Genomic DNA, 20640 nt, shown 5'->3' with positions numbered 1-20640 from the left:
CGTATTCAGTCACGTCACTGAAGAGAGCCCCTCTTCGATGTCGTGGTAGAAACGGATACGCGCGGCGGGGTAGCTCAGTTGGTTAGAGCACACGGCTCATAATCGTGGTGTCGCGGGTTCGAGTCCCGCCCTCGCTACAGACGGCAAGAGGCTCCACCTCCGGGTGGAGCCTCTTGCCGTTTGTGGTGCCGGCGGATCGGGAAGCCGCTGATGAGCGTCTCGGCGAACTGCTTGATGCTGAGGTCTCCCGCCACGAAGGTGAGTGCTGAGGTCGTCGGTCGTTCCGATCACTCGAACGGTGGCGACCATGTGCCGGGTCTACGAGTGAGGAAATTCTCCGTGTGCTTCGGGCTTCTTCAGTCTGATCACTCGTTGCTCGAGCATCATGGGAACCGACTCCTGTGTTCCGCGCCGTTGTGCCACAACTTTCTGCGCTTTCCACCTCGGCCCGATAGGGTGATCGAGAGCTATGGTCCAATCATTAATTCAGCAGACCGTAAGTGGCCACGTTTTACGATGTCAGTCTTTGTGCCGTTATCCATTCATGTGGAGAAATCGGCGTGAATTCCCGGAGGAACTTTCATGACGAGTGCAGTGGTAATCGACGCCATCCGGACACCTTCGGGTCGAGGCAAGCCCGGCGGTTCCCTCAGTGGAGTGCACCCCATCGACCTGCTGGCAGGAACCCTGTCCGCACTGGTTGAGCGAACGGGAATCGACCCGTCGCTGATAGATGACGTGATTGGGGGCTGCGTCTCCCAGGTCGGACAGCAGACCTACAACATCACGCGCACGGCCGTGCTCGGCGCGGGGTTTCCGGAGACGGTGCCGGCTACGACCGTCGACCGCCAATGCGGCTCCAGCCAACAGGCAGCAGCCTTTGCAGCGCAAGGGGTCATCTCCGGCGCCTACGACGTCGTGATCGCCTGCGGCGTGGAGTCCATGAGCCGGTTTCCTATCGGCTCCTCGACGTTGGGCGATGACATCTACGGGGATCGAGTCCGCGAACGCTATCCCGAGGGGCTTGTCGCTCAGGGGATCTCAGCGGAGCTCATCGCCAATCGTTGGAATCTGTCACGGACTCAAGTCGACGACTTCTCCGCGCTGTCTCATCAGCGTGCGGCGGCGGCGCAGGCGTCGGGTGCGTTCGACAACGAGATCGTCTCGGTGAACACACCGACGGCGCGGTCGTCGCCGTCGACCAGACAGTGCGGTCCACTACGACCACTGAGGGTCTGGCCGATCTTCCGTCAGCTTTCTGGACTGAGAAGCTGGCGGCGCGTTTCCCTGAGCTCCGGTGGCTTATCACGCCGGGTAACTCCTCGCCCCTGACGGACGGCGCCTCGGCGACTCTGATCATGAGCGAAGAGAAGGCCGCCGAACTGGGCCTGACGCCCCGTGCCCGATTCCACAGCTTCTCCGTCGTCGGCAGCGATCCGATGCTGATGCTGACCGGTGTCATCCCCGCGACGGCCAAAGTGCTCGCCCGATCAGGTCTCACTCTCGACGACATCGATCTCTTCGAGGTCAACGAGGCCTTCGCGCCGGTCCCCCTCGCGTGGCTGCACGAGACGGGGGCCGACAGTGCCAAGCTCAACCCTTCTGGCGGCGCCATCGCCCTCGGCCACCCTCTTGGCGCATCGGGCACAAAGCTCCTTGCCACAATGCTGAATCAGTTGGAGGCGTCGGGTGGTCGCTACGGGCTTCAGACGATGTGCGAGGGTGGCGGGCAGGCGAATGCCATGATCATCGAGCGGCTCTGAATGCCTTCTTCCATCGATATCGCGCTTCGTCGAGCCCCCTGCCGTTCGAGTTGCACGAGGGAGTGCCGACATGCTCGATCCAACCGGTGACGGGGCGCCCACTGTGCGCAGCTATCACGACTCGGGTGTGGTGATAGCCGGCGGCAGCGGAGGAGTGGGGCTGGCGGCCGCCCTCGGATTCATCGATGCCGGTGTGCGCAAGATCGTCCTGCTCGGGCGGAACGTCGAACGCGGCACCGCCGCACGCGACCTCGTCGGTGCGCGAGCCGAACGTGTCGAGGCGACGTTCGTCCCCGTCGAAGCGGATGACGTCGACGAGGTGTTCGCTGCGGTCGACAGTGCTCGTGACATTCTCGGCAGCATCGATGTTCTGGTGAGTTCGTTGACCGCGGCCTACACACCCGATCTGCTGCACAGGATCCCGCCGAAGGACATGGCTCGTATCCTCACGGCTCAGGCGCTGCCTCCGATGTACTTCACCCGAGCCGTGCTGCCCATCATGCGTGAACAGGGTGGCGGCAGCATCGTGAACATCGCTTCCGATGCTGCCAAGGTGCCCACACCGGGCGAATCCGTGCTGGGCGCGGCGATGTCGGCCATCGTGATGTTCTCGCGAACGGCGGCCATCGAGGGCAAGCGGGATGGAATCCGAGTGAACGTGCTCACGCCCTCCTTGATCGCCGGGACGGCCACGGCCGAGCGGGTCCTCTCGGATGGCTTCAGCAGGTCGCTGTTCGAGAAGGCCGCGAGGCAGGCGCACCTCGGAGTCGCCGAACCTATCGACATCGCCGAACTCGTCGTCTATCTCGGGGGGCCTGCCGCGGCCCGTCTGACCGGGCAGACCATCAGCGTCAACGGCGGCATATCGATCGCCTGACTCATGCGGCGCTGATACCGCCGTTGATGCTGATGGCCTGACCCGTGAGGCGTCGAGCAGCCGGGCTCGCGAGGAATACCGCGAGGTCACCGAGCTCGGAGGCGTGCGGCACGCCGAGCTTCGCCTGCTGGGCCGCGCTCGCGAAGAGCTTGGCGCTGAAGCCGTCATTCGTAATGCGTTCCGTCGATGCGGTGCCAAGGACGAGCGAGGGAGTCAGGATGTTCGCGCGGATCCCGTCGCGTTTCGCTTCGACTGCGACTGTGCGCGTGAACATGATGATCGCGGCCTTGCAGGCGCCGATGATCGTCTCGCCCGGCGTCGCCGTCTTGCCCGCGTCGGAGGCAACTGTGATGATGACGCCGTTCTGGCGCTTCGACATGTGCGGAAGGACCTCGCTCACCATCTGCATCGTCGGCAGCAGCATCTGGTGCAGGATCGGGCCGATGTCGGCGACGGGAATGTCGTGGAAGAGCTCGGGCCGGTTGTCGGCGACCGTCGAGACGACGAGCACGTCGATCCCGCCGAGGAGTCTCTCGGACTCGGCGGTGATACGTGCCACGTCATTGAGGTCTCGTGCGTCGCCGGCGATGAAGTGCACGGTCGCGCCCGTCTGCTCCAGGCGACTGCGCGCCGCTTCGCCGCGCTCGGGGTCGCGGGCGTTGATGACGAGCCGGCGCACACCCGCCTCTGCGAGCTTCTGGGCGCAGGCGAAGCCGATACCGGCCGACCCGCCGACGACGAGGACGCCGCTGTCGGCCAGCGTCTTGGGCTCGGGAAGAGAGGTGGCCTGCGTCATTGCGGGTTGCTCTTTCGAGGAGACCTTTGGGAGTGGAGTCTGGCGGGCCGGTCCCACACGGCGACCAGCGTGCGGATCGCGGTCACCAGCGCCAGGGGCTCATCGAGCATGAGGTGATGACCCGCGGCCGGGATCTCGACGACGGGGACGTCGCTGCCGAGACCGTCGCGGATGAGACGCTCGGCCGGCCCGGCGATCAGCCCGAATTCGCCGCGGAGGACGGCCGCGGGATAGACGAGAGGAGCGAGCGGAGGCGAATCGGTCAGCGAGCCGTCGAACACATGGGGGTCGAACTTCCAGGTCCAGCCGTCGGGTCGCTCGCGGATCGAGTGAGCTGCGATGTGGGCCATCACGTACGGAAGGGTCGGCTGCGCGGGCACGGGACGGAACCGCGACTCGGCGATCTCGCGAGTCGGGTACGCGCGGACCGCCGCGCTGCCCATGCGGCTGGCCACATGGCGATCCTGGTCTCCGAACTCGACGATCGAGGCGTCGACGATGATGACCCCGCCGAGGGGAGCAGACTTGCGACCGGCACCCCGCAGCGTGACGATCCCGCCGAGACTGTGGCCCGCGATGATCGGATCGGCGCCGACCTCGTCGAGGGCCGCGACGGCGAGGACCTCGTCGGCCCACGACTCGACGCCGTATTGCTCCCGACGCCCGCTGTCGCCGTGCCCGGAGAGGTCGAGGGCGACGACGCGGCGCCCGCGCGCGAGAAGGGGAGCGACGTGGTCCCACCATCGAGAGTTGGCGCCGCCCCCGTGGACGAGGACGATGGTGCGGCCAGGGCCCTCGCCCCACGACCGGCAGGCGATCGGAATGCCGTCGACCAGTGTCTCGAAGGTGCGCGGCTCGTGCGCGAGCGCCTCGCGGAACCACTCCGGTGTGTCGACGTCGGACTCCTGGGTCGTCACGAGCGGTCCTTCTCTCGGATGTGTTGATGAACGCTGACCTTTGACAGTCTGAGAAACAATGTTCCTCTTCTTGACAACTGTTCGTGGCTTCATAGTCTAGTGACACCGGCTTCCTCCGGCGAGAGACCCCGCCCAGCGACGACGATGGGAACGGCACGATGTCCGATTTGAACCCCGAGGCGTACGCCCTGCTGGCGTCCGCTGCGGCCGATCCGGTGACCTACGCCCAGGGCTGGAAGGCGCGCACGGGGCATCCGGTCGTGGGCAGCTTCCCGATGAACTTCCCCTCCGAGCTCACTCATGCGACCGGGGCGCTGCCCGTCGTGATTCAGGAGAGCCGCACTCCGATCACTGAGGGCCGCAGCCTTCTTCCGGAGTTCTATTGCGGCTACACGCGGAGCCTCGCCGACCAGGCGGCAGTCGGCGAACTCGACGTGTTCGACGCGTTCGTCCTCGCCGATCATTGCGTTCAGCTCCTCGGTGCCGTCGACGTGATCCGCTGGTCGATCCCTTCGAAGCCCGTGCACTTCGCCCAGTTCATCAGCTCGATGGACGACCCGTGGAGCGGGGCCCAGGTGCGCGACAAGATCGGCTCGCTCCGGGTCGAGGTCGAAGAGATCGTCGGCACGGTCGTGACGGCTGAGCGTCTTGCGAACAGCATCCGCCTCTTCAACGAGAACCGCAGGATCCTGCGCGAGTTCTACGACCTCCGCCGCCAGGGCGTCCTCCGGATCACCGCCTCCGAGATGCAGACCCTCGTCAAGTCGAGCATGGTCATGGACATCGAGGAGCACACCGCGATCCTGCTCCGGCTTCGAGACGGTCTCACGCCCGACGCTGCTGCACCCGACTCGCTCGTCCGGATCCATCTTTCGGGCCACTTCTGCGCTCCTCCCCGGCCCGAGCTGCTCGACGTCATCGAGGAGTGCGGCGTGCTCGTCGTGAACGACGACCTGTACCACGGGTTCCGCTACATCTCGACGGATGTGCCCGAAGACGTCGACCCCTTCGACGCGCTGGCCCTCTGGTACCTCGATCGCAACGTCAACGCTCCCTGCGGCACGCGGGTGCAGCGGAACGTCGACTGGGACAGCTACCTGGTGTCGAGCCTCGACGACAGCGCCGCCGACGGCGTCATCACGCTGATGTCGAAGTTCTGCGAACCGCTGATGCTCTACTACCCCGAACTGAAGAAGGCTCTCGACGGCCACGACATCCCCGTGCTGCTGATCGAGACCGAACACGAGGGGCTCGCCGAAGAGTCCGTCCGGACCCGCGTCGAGACCTTCGTCGAACGCATCCGCCGCAGCAAATCCACTGTCCCGAGCCTGGCCTAGGAAGGCACACCATGTCGTTGGACCTCGAACCCCCCACGCGTCAGCCGCTCGAGCTGCTCTCGACCCGCGACCGTACGCTCGCCGTGCCCGACAAGTCGAACCGACTCGCAACCACGAAGTCCGGCGGCAAGATGGTCGCCCAGTATTGGGAGAACATCTTCACTGCCAAGGAGCGCGGCAAGCACGTCGTCTGGTACAACGGCACGGCGCTGAATCCGATCTTCCAGGCCGCCGGCCTCGAGTGGTGCCACGGTGAGGCGTTTTCGGCCCGCCTCGCTGCGATGCACCTCGAGGGTCCGGCGCAGGCGGCAGGTGAGGAGTACGGCTACATCGGCGAGCTCTGCTCGTACGCGCGCACCCACCTCGGCTGCGCCGTCATGACGCAGAAGGGCATCACCGAGAAGCAGTCCGGCATCGTCGGCATGGTCGATCAGGACGAGCTTGCCGCCAAGCTCCCGTCACCGGACTTCTTCGTCAACGCCTACGCCGGATGCAGCACCGGCCAGCAGTGGGATGCCATGACCTATCGGGTCTTCGGCAAGGAGTTCCCGATTTTCAACGTGTCGCTGCCGATGATCTGGGGCAACAAGCCCGACGCGGGCTACCTGCGCGGCAAGGAGTGGGAGACCACCCCGAAATACGTCGAGGAGCAGCTGAAGAAGCTGATCGAGTTCATCGAGTACCAGACGAAGAAGCCGTTCGACTGGGACGCCCTGAGCGAGAACATGTACTACATCAAGCGCGCCTCCGAGCTGCGTCTCGAGGCGATGGCCCTGTGCGCCGCGGCACCGACGCCGGCGACCTACTGGGACTGGGTGGCGAGCATCGCGCCGATCAACTTCCTGCCGGCCAACCAGATGCTGGTCGACTACTTCCAGGCCGTGAAAGACGAGATCCAGCAGCGGATCATCGACAACGTCTCGGCCGTTGCGAACGAGCGCTACCGGGTCTACTTCGACGGGATCATGAACTGGAACAAGCTGGGCTGGCTCACCCGCAAGTTCGCCGAGTTCGACGTCGCCGTCGTCGCGGGCCGCTACACGCACGACTCGTTCTGGCAGGAACCCGACCTCATCGACGTCGACAACCCGCTGCTCGGCATGGCGCAGCACTACCTGATCTGCCCGATCAACCACGGCCTGAAGATCATGGAAGAGCTGCTGATCAAGCGCTGCGACGAATACGGCATCGACGGGATCGCGTTCCACTCGACCCGCACCTGCCGCGCCATGACCAACCCGCAGCACATCCTGGCCAAGACGGCCGAGCGCGACCGCGGCATCAAGTCGTTCTTCTTCGAGGGCGACGTCGCCGACGCCTCCTTCTATAAGGACGACCAGCTCGAGAGCGGCCTCGTCGCCATGCTCGAGACGATCGACATGCAGCGCGCCCGGGCGCTCGTCTGACGGCAGGCGCTCGGGTCGTAGGGTGAGCAGACGAAGGGAACCGCGATGAACTGGTACGTGATGGGCGTCGACCTCGGATCGACGACGGCGAAGGTCTCGATTGTCGACGCCTCGGGCACGATGGTCGGATCCAAGATCGTCCAGATGGGTGCCGTCAGCAAGGAGGCGGTCACCGTCGCGATGGCCGCCGCGCTCGACGAAGCCGGAATCACGCAGGACGACATCGTCCGGACCATCAGCACGGGCTACGGGCGCAAGCTCGTTCCGACCTCCGACAAGACATTCACCGAGATCACCTGCCATGCACGCGGCGCCGCGGCTCTGTTCCCCGGCGTCCGGCTAGTCATCGACATCGGCGGGCAGGACAGCAAGGCGATCGCCGTCGACGACGACGGCCTGGTCGACCGGTTCGCCATGAACGACCGCTGCGCCAGCGGTACCGGTCGATTCTTCGACGTGCTCGCCCGCGCCCTCGAGGTGCCGGTGAACGAGGTCGGCGCGCTCGCGCTGACCGGCGACAGCGACTTGGAGGTCAGCAGCATGTGCGCGACCTTCGCCGAGACCGAGGTCATCTCGCTCCTGGCTCAGGGCGCCGAGAGGACCGATATCGCCGCCTCGGTGCACAAGGCCGTGGCCTCCCGGACCCTGGGGCTCGTGGCCCAGGTCGGCAAGGCGTCTCCGGTGGTGATGACCGGCGGGGTCGCCAAGAATGAGGCGCTCGTCGCGTTCCTCTCCGACGCCCTGCGCCTGCCGATCGAGATGCTCGACGAGCCGCAGATAGCCGGCGCTTATGGCGCCGCGATCATCGCCCGCGAGGAGCACCTCGGCAACCTCAAGGCGGCCGAGTCCGACGTCGCTACCGAGCGCGACCTGGTCGCGGGGCTCGCGGTCGCCGCGCCGCACTGCCAGGACTGCGACGGCAACCTCGCCGGTCACTCGCACGGACCCGTCTCGCTGACGCTTCAGACCAAGCGACTCGTCGGGTGACGACGTCGGCACGGGTGACCGCGCCCGCACCGGCAGCGTCGCCCCCTCGGCGCGAGCGACAGGGGGGGCACGCCGATCTGGCGCGGGGGAGTGCGCGATCCGTGCTGCTGACGATCCTGGGCGAGCTGGTGTGGCCGACGGGTCGGTCGGCGAAGACGTCGTCGCTCCTCTACGTCATGAACGGACTCGGCATCGAGGAGAGCGCCGCTCGGCAGGCCATCGTGCGAGCCGCCGACTCCGGCTGGATCGAAGCGCACCGTCACGGGCGCGAGGTCAGCTGGTCGGTGACCCCTCATCTCTCCGCGATCTTCGAGGAGGGATCGCGGCGGCTCCTCTCGCTGAGCGACCCGTTCGTCGACTGGGACGGCAGCTGGCTGATCCTGTTCGTGACTGTGCCGCAGGCCCTCCGAACGAGCCGGAAGCGCCTCTATCGCGCCCTCGAGTGGGCCGGCTTCGGCAACCCCGCCGCTGCGGTCTGGATCACCCCGCACCGGGAACGCCGCGCGCAGGCGAGCGCTCTGATCGACAAGCTCGGGCTGGCGGAGTCCACCCTCGCCTTCACCGGGTCCACCGAGCCGCTCGGACTCTCCGAAGCCGACCTGGTAGCGAAGGGCTGGGACCTCGAAACTCTCGCGGACGACTACGCCGAGGTTGAGTCGCACTTTTCCCGGCCGCGATCCGGCGAGGTCGACGGCGTCCTGTTCGCCCATGTCCGGGCGCTCGACGAGATCCAGCGCTTCCCGTTCTCCGACCCTCAGTTGCCCGAGGCCCTTCTGCCCGGCTGGATCGGGCGCCGGGTGTCGCATCGATTGCAGTCCCTGCGTGAAGGCTGGGCCGAGGAGGTCGCCGACCGCTGGTCGGCGATCGACGAGCTCGCCGACTGAGGCCCGCGGTCGGCCGCGGGCCTCGGCCGATCACATTGGCGACGCCGACTTGTGAACCGCGACGGCGACGAGCTCTCCGGCGGCGATGAGATCGCGCAGGACGAACTTCTGGATCTTGCCAGACGGCGTCATCGGGAAGTCGTCGACAAAGTACCAGTGACTCGGCACCTTGTGCGCGGAGATTCTCTCCTTGCACCAGAGGCGGACGAGCTCGGGGTCCGGCGCGGGGCGCCCGTCACGGAGGCGGACTACCGCGCCCACGTGCTCGCCCCACTTGGGATCCGGGATCCCGATGATCGCGACCTCGGCGATGTCGGGGTGGTCGAACAGAAGGTCTTCGATCTCGCGCGGGTAGACGTTGATCCCGCCGCGGATGATCATGTCTTTGACGCGACTCGTGACCCGAAGGAACCCGCGCTGGTCCATGGTGCCGATGTCGCCCATGTGCAGCCAGCCGTCGCTGTCGATCGTCTCGGCGGTCGCCGCGGGCATCTCGTAGTACCCGAGCATGTTCTGGTAACCGCGGCAGCAGATCTCGCCCTGCTCGCCTATTCCCACGATCTCGCCGGTGTCGGGATGGACAAGCTTCACTTCGAGCTCGGGGAGCGGCTGACCTACTGTGCCGGCCTGGTCGGCCGCGCTGTCGGTGACCCGGGTCTGGCTGACGACTCCGTGCATCTCGGTCTGACCGAAGAGGATGCTGAACTGGCAGCCGAACTGTTCCATCACGCGGTGCACGAGCTGTTCGGCGACTGCCGCAGCCCCGGACATGAGCGTCTTGATCGACGACTTGTCGCGGCTCGCGAAGTCGGGGTGGTCGAGCGTCGCGATGAGCATTGTGGGCACCATGAGGGCGTGGGTGCCGTGGTACGTCTCGAAGAGTTCCAGGGTCAGGCCGGGGTCGAAGTTCGGCATCACGACGTAGGTGCCGTGCCAGGCGATCGTCGAGAGCTCCGTGACCGCTCCGCCACCGATGTGGTACATCGGCATGGCGTTGATGCAGATGTCGCCGTCGGTCATTCCGGCGCGTTCTCCGACGAACGCCGCTTCGTTCGCGATTCCCTTGTGGTGCAGGAGAGCACCCTTCGGGAACCCGGTCGTGCCGGAGGTGTACTGGATCTGGACGGGGTCGGTCGGCTTGACCGAGGGCATTGCCGTGGCCGGGTCGCCCGAAGCGACGAAGGCGTCCCACTCCGAGAATCGGATCAGCTCACGCAGGTGCGGCGCCTTCTGGCGCACTTCCGTGATGGTCGAGGTGAGATCGGCCCCCCGGTACGACTCGATGTGGAACATGCCGACTGCGCCCGACTGCGTCAGGACGTACTCCAATTCATGAGCGCGGTAGGCGGGGTTGATGGCGACGACGATCATCCCGGCCATGGCGATCGCCTGCTGCAGAATCACCCACTCCGCGCTGTTCGGAGCCCAGATCGCTATCCGGTCGCCCTGCTCGAAGCGGCTCAGGAGGGCCCTCGCCGCGTTCTCGGTCTCGGCGAGGAACTCCGCGTACGTCCAGTGACGACGGAGGGCAGGATCCGCCACGGCGTCCACGAGGGCGAGCCGTTCGGGGGCGGCCTCCGCAGCCTCGCGAAGAAGCTCGCCCAGGGTGATGTCGCGGACTCCGGAGCTGCCTTCAGCCGGCCAGAAAGACTGTCTTAGGGCATGAACGGACGTGGTCATCGACGCTCCTTCTTCGCAGGTCGAACGGAGTCGGGAACTCCTGACAGGAGAGTAGGCTGCATGGTCGAATAATTCAACCAATTAATCGCCCAACCCCCGAGAATCGGGGCGTCGGGATCTTCACCAACCTGTCATTCCCGCCGGATACACTCGGATCTGTCCAGCCAATCATTGGACCATTTACCGGGAGAGCGCCGATGCTTGACTTCTCACTCAGCGAAGAGCACGAGGATTTCCGCAAGGTCTTGAAGGAGTTCAGCGACAGAGAGCTCCTCCCGAACTACCTCGCGAACTCCGCGACCACCGAGTTCCCGTTCGCCACTCTCAAGAAGATGGGCGACCTCGGGGTCCTGGGCATCGGCTTCCCCGAGCGGTTCGGCGGCACCGGTGAAGACGACCCGGTGCTGCTCGGCCTCGCCACTGAGACGCTCGCCTATGGCGACGTCAACCTGGCGTCGGCGCCCATCCAGGTGGGCCTCGTCGGCGCCCAGCTGCTGCACGGATCGGACGAGGTCCAACAGGCCTACCTGCCCCGGGTGATCGCCGGCGAGATCAACCTCGCCATCGCGCTGACCGAACCCGGTTCAGGATCCGACGCGAGCGCGCTTCGCACGACGGCCACGAGGGTTCCCGGCGGCTGGCGCCTCAGCGGTGAGAAGACCGCGATCAGCTGGGCCCTGAGTGCGACCGCGGCGCTCGTCTACGCCCGAGAGCCCGGCTCGTCGCGCTCGAAGGGGGTCAGTTGCTTCCTCGTCGACCTGGCGTCGGAGGGCGTGTCGGTGCGGCACATGCGCGGCATGGGCTGCCTCGTGCTCGGATGGGGATCGATCAACCTCGACAGCGTGTTCGTGCCCGACTCGCACCTCGTCGGCGAAGAGGGGCGCGGCTTCCAGGTGGCGATGAACAAGTTCGACTTCAGTCGGGCCGCTCTCGGCCTCATGTGCCTCGGCGCTGCCCAGCAGAGCCTCGAGGAGGCCGCCGTCTACGCGACCCAGCGCGAGACCTTCGGCAAGCCGCTCTCGGAGTACCAGGGCGTGACGTTCCCGCTCGCCGAGCACGCGACCTACGTCGAGGGTGCTCGCTGGGTCTGCTACCGGGCGCTGTGGCTGCGAGGCGAGGGCAAGTCGCACACGTCTCTGGCATCGATGGGCAAGTGGTGGGGGCCGCTGGTCGCCAAAGAGGCCATCGAGGCGTCCATGAAGATCTTCGGAAACCTCGGGTACTCGGCCGAATTTCCGCTGCAGCAGCGATTCCGCGACGTCATGGCTTACCTCACCGCTGACGGAACGGCCGAGATCCAGAAGACGATCATCTCGAGAGAGATCATCGCGCGCGGCACCGTCTCGCTCTGACACCGGGTCGCTCCCGGGGTGCTCAGCCAGCGGTAGCGCGATCCGGACGACCCAGACGGGCTTCGACCGGGCGTCCCTCGGAGTCGGTCAGCGTGGAGAAGTAGCCCGCCTTCTTCTCGGGCCGCGGTTCGACGAAAAGGGCGCTCGCCTCCGCGAACCGGGTCTCGGGTTCCGCGGCCGTCGAGATCCAGCCCGTCACTGTCGTCTTGCGGCCGTCGATCTCGGTGACCCGGGCGTGCAGCACGAGTTCGACGTCGAGCGGCAGAGCGCGCCGGTAGGTCGAGTTGAGGTAGGCCGTCATGCCCCAGCCGCCACCGGTCATATTGGCCTGGCCCAGGATCTCATCGAACACGAGGGCGATGATGCCGCCGTGGAGGTGCCCGGGCGGGCCTTCGAAGCGACGGTCGAAAGTGGCCCTGGCCAGGATCCCGTCGCCCTCGGTTTCGAAGACCAGTGGAAGGGCCATGGGGTTCGCTGCGCCCGATACCGGGTTGAAGTACCGGATCCCGTGCTCGAGGTCGTCGATGGACGGGACGGTGTCGAGGGGGCGCAGGTCCGAGGCGAGCAGGCCCTCGATCCTCCGCGCCAGGGTGGTCGCCTCGACCAGTCGAGCGCTGTCGGCTTCCGTGGCGGAGGTCGCCACGAGGACTGCCCGGACGGCCGCGCTCAGGTCGAGGGCAGCATCCAGGCGGGAACCCTCGGTGCCATGGTCGGACGAAGTGGTCATGAGATCTCGTTCCTCTCTTTTCTCACAGTACAATGATTAGACCAATCAAGGTCCGTGGTCGCGTTCGAAGGAGAGCCGGGTGCACGCCGCCGTCCTCACGCGCTTCGGGTCGTCCGAGGTGCTCGAGAGCCGTGAGTTTCCGGATCCTGCACCACGTAGCGGCTGGACGACCGTGAGCCTCGAAGCGAGTGCCCTGAACTGGCACGACGTCTTGGTCAGGCAGGGGCGGTACGACTCGCCATTGCCGCACGTCATCGGTGCGGACGGCTGCGGAACGACGGTCGACGGGGGTGACGACGTGCTCATCCTGCCATCGCTCGGCTGGGGAGGGCGCGAGAGCGCTCCCGCCGAGGGGTGGGAGATCCTGGGGATCGCCGGCCGGGAACCTACGCCGAGTACGTCTCGGTACCGACCGAGTGCCTGTTCGCGCCGCCGGCCGGCTACAGCGCCGTCGAGACGGCGGCCCTGCCGCTCGTCGGCGTGACGACCTATCGCGGGCTCTTCGCGCGCGGGCGGCTGCAGGCCGGCGAGAACCTTCTCGTGCTCGGGGCCGGAGGAGGCGTGGCCACGATGGCCACCGCCCTGGCCACGGCGGCCGGTGCCAATGTATTCGTCACTTCGTCGGCGCCCGGAAAAGTGTCGCGCGCTCGCGAGAACGGCGCAGTCGACGGCGTCCTCCATACGGATGCCGACTGGCCGGAACAGGCCCGGCGGCTGACCCCGCGCGGTGAGGGCTTCGACGTCGTTCTCGACTCGGTCGGCGACTGGTCGAACTCGCTGAAGGCTCTTCGCCCGGGCGGCCGTCTCGTGGTCCTGGGAGCGTCGAAGGGGGCGAGTGCGACCATCGACGTCCGGCCGTTCTACTTCGGACAGTACGAACTCATCGGCACGACGATGGGCAGCCCTCGCGACCTTCGCGACCTCCTCGAGCTCATCGACTTCTTCGACGTCCCGCCGCCCGTCATCGACAGCGTCTTTCCGCTCGACTCGGCACGCGAGGCCCACGACCGCCTGGCTTCCGGCAGCGCCTACGGCAAGATCGTGCTCGCGAACCGATGATCGACACCTCGAGGAGTATCTGATGCCCAACACGCTCGTCCGCGCGAGTCGGCCGGAAGCCGGCGTCGCCTATGTGACCCTCGACAGTCCCGAGACCAGGAACGCCCTGAGCGACGAACTCCTCGATCAGCTTCTCGAGGCTCTCGAAGGCGTCCGCCGCGACGAGGGGATCCGCGTCGTCGTCCTGGCCTCGTCGCACGAGCGGATCTTCTCGGCGGGCGGCGACCTCAAGGCGTTCGGCGACGACCGGAGCGTCGTCGAGAAATACGCGGGTCTCGACCGCTTCCCCCGCCTCTTCACGCTGCTCGGCGATCTCGGCAAGCCCGTGATCTGCGCGGCCAACGGCGCCGTGCTCGCCGGTGCCTTCGGCATAGCCCTCGCCTGCGACCTCGTGATCGCGAAAGAGTCGGCCCGTTTCGGCTGCCCCGAGATCAACGTCGGGGTCTTCCCGTTCATGATCTCGGCTCTCATCTACCGGAACCTTCCACGGATGAAGGCGAACGAACTCATGATGATCGGACAGCCGGTCACCGCGTCCGAGGGGCGAGACCTCGGATTCGTCAACCGCGTCGTCGCCGACGACGACTTCGATCGGACGGTGCTCGAGTGGGCGGTCGCGATCGCGTCGAAGTCGCCGCTGCTCATGCGCCTCGGGAAGGATTCGCTGGCCGCGACGCGCGACCTGCCCCTGGGCGAGTCTCTGTCGACCCTGCAGGCGCAGCTCGCGCTGGCCTTCTCGACCGACGACATGCGCGAGGGCGCGCTGGCGTTCCGCGAGAAGCGCGAGCCCCTCTGGAAGGGGCGCTAGGCCGTTCGCACGCGAGCGCTCGCCGTCGCGACGGCTCGGCCATCGACGCTCGCCGTGACGTCGACCACGGCCTCGGCGCCTTCGATCCTCGTCACCTCGGCTTCGAGTCGGATGACGTCGCCCACGCCGACCGGACTCCGGAACCGCACCGAGAACTCTGCGACGTGCTCGACCCCGACCCAGTCGCTGAGGAGGCCGGCCGCGAGCGCGGCCTGGAGCTGGCCCATGGCGATCACGTCGGGGAAGCCCGACTCTCGGGCGACGGCGGCATCGTGGTGCAGTGAGTTGAAGTCGCCAGAGGCGCCGGCGAACCGAACGATGTCGGTGAGTGTCACGGGGCCGACTTCGCGCGCTGGCGGCGAGTCGCCGATGGCAAGGCGCGGCGCCGCTCTCACGATGCCCTCTCGATCAGGACCTCGCGGAACGTGACCGGGACCTCGCCGTCCTGGTCGGTGAATTCGGTTTCGAGGGTGACGAGGCGCATGGTGCCGCTGGCACCCTCCCGGGTTTCGTCGGAAAGCACCCGGCGCGTCGCCGTCAGCCTGTCGCCGGCCGCCAGCGGACGGCGGTAGGACCACGAGCAGGATCCGACGACGATGCGATGGATGTCCAGGCCGAGAGCCGCGACGAAGCCGCGCTGATCGCGGAGATGAGCGGTGACGGCGGTGTGGGTGAGGGTCGCGAGTGCGTCGGATCCCGGCCCCGTGTGGACCGTGTCTTCGGTGAAGGAGGCCCGTGCGAATTCGCGGATCTTGCCGCGCTCGACGTCGAACTCGACCTCGTCGACCGCGTCGCCGACTGAGAGATTCATCACGGTTGCCTCCTTTATGGTTGGACCAATAGTATTCTCAGACCCTAACTTGATCGGGGATTCACCATGGAACTCTCGGACTCGCCCGAAGAAGCGCGGTTCCGCGCCGACGCGCGCGCCTTTCTCGATGCAACGCTGCCGACGCTCGACTGGCCCGAGCCGGCCGACCTCGTCGACAAGGTCCCGTTCTGGAAAGCCTGGCAGAGGCTCCTGTTCGACGGCGGCTACGCGGGTCTCTCGTGGCCTTCCGAATTCGGCGGCCAGGGCACCGGAGCGAACATCCGAGCCATCTTCACCGAAGAGCTCGACCGCGCCGGCGCCCCCGAGCGTCTCAATACCATCGGCGAAGACTTCGGCGGCCCGACCATCATCGAGTACGGCACCGAGGCTCAGAAGGAGCGCTACCTCCGGCCGATTCTTACGGGCGACGAGATCTGGTGCCAGCTCTTCTCCGAACCAGAGGCAGGATCCGACCTCGCGTCGCTCCGCACCTCAGCGACCAAGGTCGATGGTGGCTGGCTCGTCAACGGCCAGAAGGTGTGGACCTCGCGCGCGCACATCGCCCAGAACGCGATCCTGCTGGCGCGCACCGGCACCGAGCCGCGGCACCGGGGCATCACGTTCTTCGTCCTGCCGATGGACACCGACGGCGTGACGGTGCGTCCGTTGGCTCACATGCTCGGCGAATCCGAGTTCAACGAGGTGTTCCTCGACGACGTGTTCATCCCCGAGGAGGGCGTCATCGGCGAGGTCGACGGCGGCTGGAAGGTGGCTATGTCGACGCTCGGCTTCGAACGGGTCGCAATCGCGACCGGTCGCGTCAACACGCGCAAGGCCGTCCGCGACATCATCGGGGTCGTCCGCGATTCGGCCGGGCCCGACGGAGCGCCCCTGGGTGCGGATCCAGTCGTCCGCCAGAAGGTCGCCGACCTCTACGGACGCTCGCTGGTCCACTACCTCATCGGCCAGCGGGTGGTCGCGCTCGCCACCGACGACGGCCCTCCCGGCGCCGTGACGTCGATCGGCAAGCTCTACTTCTGTCCGCTGGTCGAAGACCTAGCCGATTTCAGCCTGTCACTCGAGCCTCTCGGGGGCCAGCTCGCCCTGGATCCTGCCCTTCCCGAGCGGTCACGGTGGCTCCGCCTCGCCTACCAGGCCCGCGGGACTGCCATCGCCGGAGGGTCGACCTTCATCCAACGCAACATCATCGCCGAACGCATCCTCCAGATGCCGAGGAGTGCCAAATGACCGACTACGTCTGGAATCCGACCGACGAGTACATCGAGAACGCCAACGTCACGCGGCTCGGTCGCGCTCACGGGCATGCGACGCTCCCCGAGCTCCGGCAGCACTCGGTCGAAGACGTCGCGTGGTATTGGGACGTCGTCGTGAAAGACCTCGGAATCCCCTTCCGCACCCCGTACGACGCCGTTCTCGACCTCGGGGCCGGGATCGAGCACCCCGACTGGTTCGTCGGATCGACGTTCAACCTCGTCGACGCCTGCGTCGGCCGCTGGCTCGCCGATCCGGCCGATGCGTGCATGCCCGCCGTCATTCACGAGGCCGAAGACGGAACCGTCACCCGGCTCACGTACGCCGAGCTCGCCGACCAGGTCGAACGAGTGGCGGGTGGGCTCGCCTCGTACGGAATCCGTCGCGGGGACGCCGTCGCGCTCTTCTTGCCGATGACCGTCGAAGCGATCGTCTCGTGCTACGCCGTCGCGTCGCTCGGCGCCATCATCGTGCCGCTGTTCTCCGGCTTCGCCCCGGCCGCCATCGCGTCACGTCTTCAGGACGCCGAGGCCACCGCTGTGATCGTCGCCGACTCGACGGTGAGGCGGCGGAAGACGGTCGAGATGAAGCGCCTGCTCGACGAGGCGCTCGTGAGCTGCCCGTCGGTTGAGCTCGTCGTCGCCGTCGGCGGCCGCGTGACCGAGGCGTCGAGGCAGGACGACCGCCTGACCGTGCCCTGGTCGATGCTGGTGACCGCTTCCGACCGCAAGCTCCAGCCCGTCGACATGGCTCCGACCGACACGCTCCTCCTCGCCTATACCTCCGGCACCACGGGCAGGCCGAAGGGGGCGATCCACACGCACGCCGGGTTCGTCGTCAAGACGGCGAGCGAGGTGGCGTACTCGTTCGACGTCAACCGTGGCGACGTCTTCTGCTGGATCACGGACATGGGCTGGATCATGGGCCCGCTGTCGATCTTCGGCGCCCACGCCAACGGTGCGGCGGTGCTTCTCTACGAGGGTTCGCCCGACGTGCCCGACACGGATCGCCTCTGGCGCCTCGTCGAAGCGCACCGGGTGACGATGCTCGGAGTCTCGCCGACGCTCATCCGCACGCTCCGAGCGGCGGGGACGACGACATACGCGGGCTACGACCTGTCGAGCGTGCACGCGATCGGATCGACGGGAGAGCCCTGGGATCCGAGCGCCTACGACTGGCTGGCCGAGTCGGTGTTCCACGGCCGGGTGCCGATCATCAACTTCTCCGGCGGCACGGAGGTCGGTGGGTCGTTCCTCGCGCCGTACCCCGTCGAGTCCATCCGCAGCTGCTCGCTCGGGGGCCGTCGCTCGGGATGGACGTCGACGTGGTCGACGACGACGGCCACTCGCTCCGTGGACAGGTCGGCGAACTCGTCTGCCGGCAGCCGTGGCCCGCGATGACCCGCGGAGTCTGGCGCGACGAAGCGCGCTATCTCGCCGCCTACTGGACGCGGTTCCCCGGCCTGTGGCACCACGGTGACTTCGCGCTCGTCGAAGACGGCCAGTGGTTCGTCCTCGGGCGCTCGGACGACGTGATGAACGTCGCCGGCAAGAGGCTCGCGCCGGCCGAAGTGGAATCCATCCTCATCGCGCATCCGGCGGTGGCCGAGGCCGCCGTCGTCGGTGTTCCGGACTCGACCAAGGGCGAGGCCGTGTGGGCGTTCTGGGTGCCGCGGCGCGGCCACGCCGACGACGACGTCTCGGACGAGCTCAAAGCCCTCGTCGCCACCGAGCTCGGGAAGCCGTTCGCACCGTCGCTGGTGCGGATGGTCGAGCAGCTTCCGAAGACGAGGTCGGCCAAGATCATGCGTCGCGCCGTGCGCGCGGCGGCGCTCGGGACGGATCCTGGTGATCTGTCGGGTGCCGAGAACCCCGAGGCGATCGCTCAGATCCGCGAGCGCGTGGGGCTCACCTCGACGAAGTAGCGAGCGAGGAGGAGCGCAGCATCAGGGAACGTCGACCTCGGAGCGGCCACCCGATTTGAGCACCTCTTCGGCGTACGAGTAGACGTGACGCTTCATGCGGCGCAGGGCGGCGGCCGCGTCGCCCTCGCGGATCGCCTCGGTGATGGTCTCGTGGGCGTGGATCGCGTGCTTGCGCACCTCGACGTCGACGAACGTCTCGTCGAGGGTCGCCGCGAAGATCGCGCGTGACAGGGCCATCATCAGGCCCGACAGCAGTTCGTTGTGACTCGCGCGGGCGACGGCGACATGCCACTCGACGTTCGCCTCGAGGAAGGCCGTGAGGTCGTCGTCGGCATTGCGGAGCGCGACGTTGGCCGCCTCGATGTCGGTGAGGTCGCTTTCCGTGCGGTGGGCGGCGGCGAGCTCGGCGCAGTAGGGCTCGATGGCCTCGCGCGTCTCGAGCAGAGCGGCGAGTCGGATCTGACGACCGCGGATGAGGAGGTTGACGGTGCTCGCCATCGCTTCTTCGCCCGGCTGCTGGACGAACGCGCCCCCGGTTCGGCCCGACTTGATGCGGATCAGGCCCTGGACCTCGAGGATGCGGAGCGCCTCACGGACGGTCGTCCGGCTCATTCGCGTCTGGACGACGAGGTCTCGCTCGGGCGGAAGGCCCATCCCCTCGGCGAATTCACCGGTCAGGATACGCTCGCGCAGCTCGTTCGCCAGGACGTCGGACGCCTTGGGGACCTTCATCGGCGAGAGCTGGATCGAGGAACGATCGGGCACGCCGGGGGACTCCGGAGCAGGCATGGGACCTCCAAGTTTGTGGTCTAATGGTCTGACCGAAGCTATGGTCGTGGTTAAACCTGTTCTTCATAGACTACCCGGCCTCGAAAATGCGAAGGAGCAGCCATGCGGTGGGCACTCGATTCCGAGCAGAAGATGTTCGCCGACGCCCTGGCGGGGTGGCTGGACGACGCCGCGCCACCCGAGGCCGTGCGGACCTGGCTGGATTCGGCCGACCCGTCGTCGTTCGAAGCGCAGCTCGCGGAGGACGGCTGGCTCGCCATCGGCCTGGACGAAGACGCGGGCGGACAGGGCGGTGGTCTCCTCGAGCTCGCCCTCGTTGCCGAGCGTCTCGCCCGGCACGCGGCTCCCTCGAGCGCGTGGCTCGCCACGGTTCTCGCACTGCCGGCGCTCGCAGGATCCTCCGCCGCGGATTCCGTCCTCGACGAGAGCGCCTTCGCAGCCCTCGCGGTCGAATCGGACCGCTTCGTGGACGCTCCCGCGCGCTTCGCGAGATCTGAACCGGGTCTTCGCGGCCGCGTCGAGATCGCGCTGGGAGCCGACCGGGCTCGGTGGCTCGTCGTGCCGGTCTCGGGCGACGAGGGCGCCGAACTCTGGCTGGTCGACGCGGCGTCTCCCGGCGTCATCGTGACGCCGACAGCCCTCCTCGACCGCAGCCGGAGTGCCGCCGCCGTCGAACTTCTCGGAGCTGAGGGCGAGCGGCTCGACGTCGACGCCGACGCCGTGCTTCGAGCGGCCGCCCTGCGCGCCGCGGTCCTGGTGGCCGCGGACTCTCTCGGGGCGGCGACGCGGATGCGCGAGCTGGCCGTCGACTACAGCAAGCAGCGCACCCAGTACGGCCAGCTCATCGGAGCGTTCCAGGCGATGAAACACGCGGCCGCGACCATGCTCGTCGACGAGGAGGCCTCACGATCCATCGTCTTCTACTCCGCGGCGACGGTGGAGGCCGGCGACGAGGAGTCGCCCCTGCACGCCGCCGTCGCCAAGGCCCAGGTGACGGCCGCCGGTGTGCGCACGGCCGACTCATCCCTCGCCATGCACGGCGCCATCGGCTACACGTGGGAGCACGACCTCCAGCTGCTCTACAAGCGCGCGATGCTCGACGCCCCGCTCTTCGGAAACCCGGCCCTCTGGAACGAGCGCCTCGCCGGTTCTCTCGATCTCGAGCCGATTCCTGTCGCCGGAGTGGACCTAAATGGTCAGTCCATTGATATAGTCGAGCCAAAGAGCATCGCAGCCAAGCACTAGGAGGCC

19 protein-coding genes, 1 tRNA gene and 1 pseudogene are annotated in these 20640 nt (G+C 67.1%); 14 read left to right on the top strand and 7 right to left on the bottom strand.

Annotated features, from left to right (window positions below; translation table 11 throughout):
* The first annotated feature begins 63 nt into the window (after positions 1-63).
* From AX769_RS19100 to AX769_RS19090, 3 genes and pseudogenes are all read left to right on the top strand, one after another.
* Positions 64-137 (top strand) — tRNA-Met (locus tag AX769_RS19100).
* Between the two features lie 445 nt (positions 138-582).
* A pseudogene (locus AX769_RS19095) lies at positions 583-1763 on the top strand (acetyl-CoA C-acyltransferase).
* 70 nt (positions 1764-1833) lie between these two features.
* A complete protein-coding gene (locus AX769_RS19090) occupies positions 1834-2640 on the top strand; it encodes an SDR family NAD(P)-dependent oxidoreductase (RefSeq protein ID WP_066282317.1) in 807 nt (268 codons plus the stop codon).
* A 1-nt stretch (position 2641) separates the two neighbouring features.
* On the opposite strand, the gene AX769_RS19085 is transcribed toward AX769_RS19090, so the two are convergent.
* Together AX769_RS19085 and AX769_RS19080 are read right to left on the bottom strand one after the other, a co-directional pair.
* A complete protein-coding gene (locus tag AX769_RS19085; RefSeq protein ID WP_066282316.1) occupies positions 2642-3436 on the bottom strand; it encodes an SDR family NAD(P)-dependent oxidoreductase in 795 nt (264 codons plus the stop codon).
* A complete protein-coding gene (locus AX769_RS19080; RefSeq protein WP_066282314.1) occupies positions 3433-4353 on the bottom strand; it encodes an alpha/beta fold hydrolase in 921 nt (306 codons plus the stop codon). The genes AX769_RS19085 and AX769_RS19080 overlap by 4 nt, the downstream gene beginning before the upstream one ends.
* A 158-nt stretch (positions 4354-4511) precedes the next feature.
* Between AX769_RS19080 and AX769_RS19075 the strand changes: the two genes are divergently transcribed.
* From AX769_RS19075 to AX769_RS19060, 4 genes are all read left to right on the top strand, one after another.
* Positions 4512-5690, top strand: a complete 1179-nt coding sequence (locus AX769_RS19075) for a 2-hydroxyacyl-CoA dehydratase subunit D (RefSeq protein WP_066282312.1) — start codon at positions 4512-4514, stop codon at positions 5688-5690.
* Positions 5691-5701: 11 nt separating this feature from the next.
* A complete protein-coding gene (locus tag AX769_RS19070) occupies positions 5702-7096 on the top strand; it encodes a 2-hydroxyacyl-CoA dehydratase subunit D (RefSeq protein WP_082763941.1) in 1395 nt (464 codons plus the stop codon).
* 45 nt (positions 7097-7141) lie between these two features.
* Positions 7142-8083: an acyl-CoA dehydratase activase gene (locus AX769_RS19065; protein WP_066282311.1), complete on the top strand. Its 942-nt coding sequence runs from the start codon at positions 7142-7144 to the stop codon at positions 8081-8083.
* Between the two features lie 101 nt (positions 8084-8184).
* Complete coding sequence (locus AX769_RS19060; RefSeq protein ID WP_066282310.1) at positions 8185-8967, top strand: PaaX family transcriptional regulator C-terminal domain-containing protein; 783 nt, start codon at positions 8185-8187, stop codon at positions 8965-8967.
* Positions 8968-8997: 30 nt separating this feature from the next.
* Here the strand turns inward: AX769_RS19060 and AX769_RS19055 are convergent, their stop codons facing one another.
* Positions 8998-10647 (bottom strand): AMP-binding protein, encoded by a 1650-nt coding sequence (locus AX769_RS19055; protein WP_066282309.1) that lies wholly within the window; start codon positions 10645-10647, stop codon positions 8998-9000.
* A gap of 197 nt (positions 10648-10844) precedes the next feature.
* On the opposite strand from AX769_RS19055, the gene AX769_RS19050 reads away from it, so the two are divergent.
* A complete protein-coding gene (locus AX769_RS19050; protein ID WP_066282308.1) occupies positions 10845-11999 on the top strand; it encodes an acyl-CoA dehydrogenase family protein in 1155 nt (384 codons plus the stop codon).
* 22 nt (positions 12000-12021) lie between these two features.
* On the opposite strand, the gene AX769_RS19045 is transcribed toward AX769_RS19050, so the two are convergent.
* Positions 12022-12726 carry a PaaI family thioesterase gene (locus AX769_RS19045; protein ID WP_066282307.1) on the bottom strand — a complete coding sequence of 235 codons (705 nt, stop codon included), beginning with the start codon at positions 12724-12726 and terminating at the stop codon, positions 12022-12024.
* A 354-nt stretch (positions 12727-13080) separates the two neighbouring features.
* On the opposite strand from AX769_RS19045, the gene AX769_RS19040 reads away from it, so the two are divergent.
* Both AX769_RS19040 and AX769_RS19035 read left to right on the top strand, forming a co-directional pair.
* A complete protein-coding gene (locus tag AX769_RS19040) occupies positions 13081-13785 on the top strand; it encodes a zinc-binding dehydrogenase (RefSeq protein ID WP_204249243.1) in 705 nt (234 codons plus the stop codon).
* Positions 13786-13807: 22 nt separating this feature from the next.
* On the top strand, positions 13808-14593 hold the full coding sequence (locus tag AX769_RS19035; RefSeq protein WP_066282305.1) for an enoyl-CoA hydratase/isomerase family protein: 786 nt from the start codon (positions 13808-13810) through the stop codon (positions 14591-14593).
* On the opposite strand, the gene AX769_RS19030 is transcribed toward AX769_RS19035, so the two are convergent.
* Both AX769_RS19030 and AX769_RS19025 read right to left on the bottom strand, forming a co-directional pair.
* Positions 14590-14928, bottom strand: coding sequence for a MaoC/PaaZ C-terminal domain-containing protein (locus AX769_RS19030; protein ID WP_204249242.1), 339 nt, complete (start codon positions 14926-14928; stop codon positions 14590-14592). The two genes, AX769_RS19035 and AX769_RS19030, sit on opposite strands and share 4 nt — an antisense overlap.
* Positions 14929-14984: 56 nt before the next feature.
* A complete protein-coding gene (locus AX769_RS19025) occupies positions 14985-15404 on the bottom strand; it encodes a MaoC family dehydratase N-terminal domain-containing protein (RefSeq protein ID WP_066282302.1) in 420 nt (139 codons plus the stop codon).
* 66 nt (positions 15405-15470) lie between these two features.
* Here AX769_RS19025 and AX769_RS19020 point away from each other — a divergent pair, with 66 nt between their 5' ends.
* Genes AX769_RS19020 through AX769_RS24805 form a run of 3 tightly spaced genes read left to right on the top strand, consistent with a single transcriptional unit; the run spans position 15471 to position 18600 of the window.
* Positions 15471-16652 (top strand): acyl-CoA dehydrogenase family protein, encoded by a 1182-nt coding sequence (locus AX769_RS19020; protein ID WP_066282301.1) that lies wholly within the window; start codon positions 15471-15473, stop codon positions 16650-16652.
* Positions 16649-18076 carry an AMP-binding protein gene (locus AX769_RS19015; protein WP_204249240.1) on the top strand — a complete coding sequence of 476 codons (1428 nt, stop codon included), beginning with the start codon at positions 16649-16651 and terminating at the stop codon, positions 18074-18076. The genes AX769_RS19020 and AX769_RS19015 overlap by 4 nt, the downstream gene beginning before the upstream one ends.
* Positions 18001-18600 (top strand): AMP-binding protein, encoded by a 600-nt coding sequence (locus AX769_RS24805; RefSeq protein ID WP_204249239.1) that lies wholly within the window; start codon positions 18001-18003, stop codon positions 18598-18600. Before AX769_RS19015 ends, AX769_RS24805 begins: the two co-directional genes overlap by 76 nt.
* A 21-nt stretch (positions 18601-18621) precedes the next feature.
* On the opposite strand, the gene AX769_RS19010 is transcribed toward AX769_RS24805, so the two are convergent.
* Positions 18622-19389: a FadR/GntR family transcriptional regulator gene (locus tag AX769_RS19010; protein ID WP_066282300.1), complete on the bottom strand. Its 768-nt coding sequence runs from the start codon at positions 19387-19389 to the stop codon at positions 18622-18624.
* A 102-nt stretch (positions 19390-19491) separates the two neighbouring features.
* Here AX769_RS19010 and AX769_RS19005 point away from each other — a divergent pair, with 102 nt between their 5' ends.
* Positions 19492-20634: an acyl-CoA dehydrogenase family protein gene (locus AX769_RS19005; protein WP_082763939.1), complete on the top strand. Its 1143-nt coding sequence runs from the start codon at positions 19492-19494 to the stop codon at positions 20632-20634.
* Positions 20635-20640: the final 6 nt, after the last annotated feature.

The sequence above is a fragment of the Frondihabitans sp. PAMC 28766 genome (assembly GCF_001577365.1).
Lineage (GTDB): Bacteria > Actinomycetota > Actinomycetes > Actinomycetales > Microbacteriaceae > Frondihabitans.
Note: the sequence above shows the minus strand (reverse complement) of the source record. Positions and strands in the feature narration are given on the sequence as shown.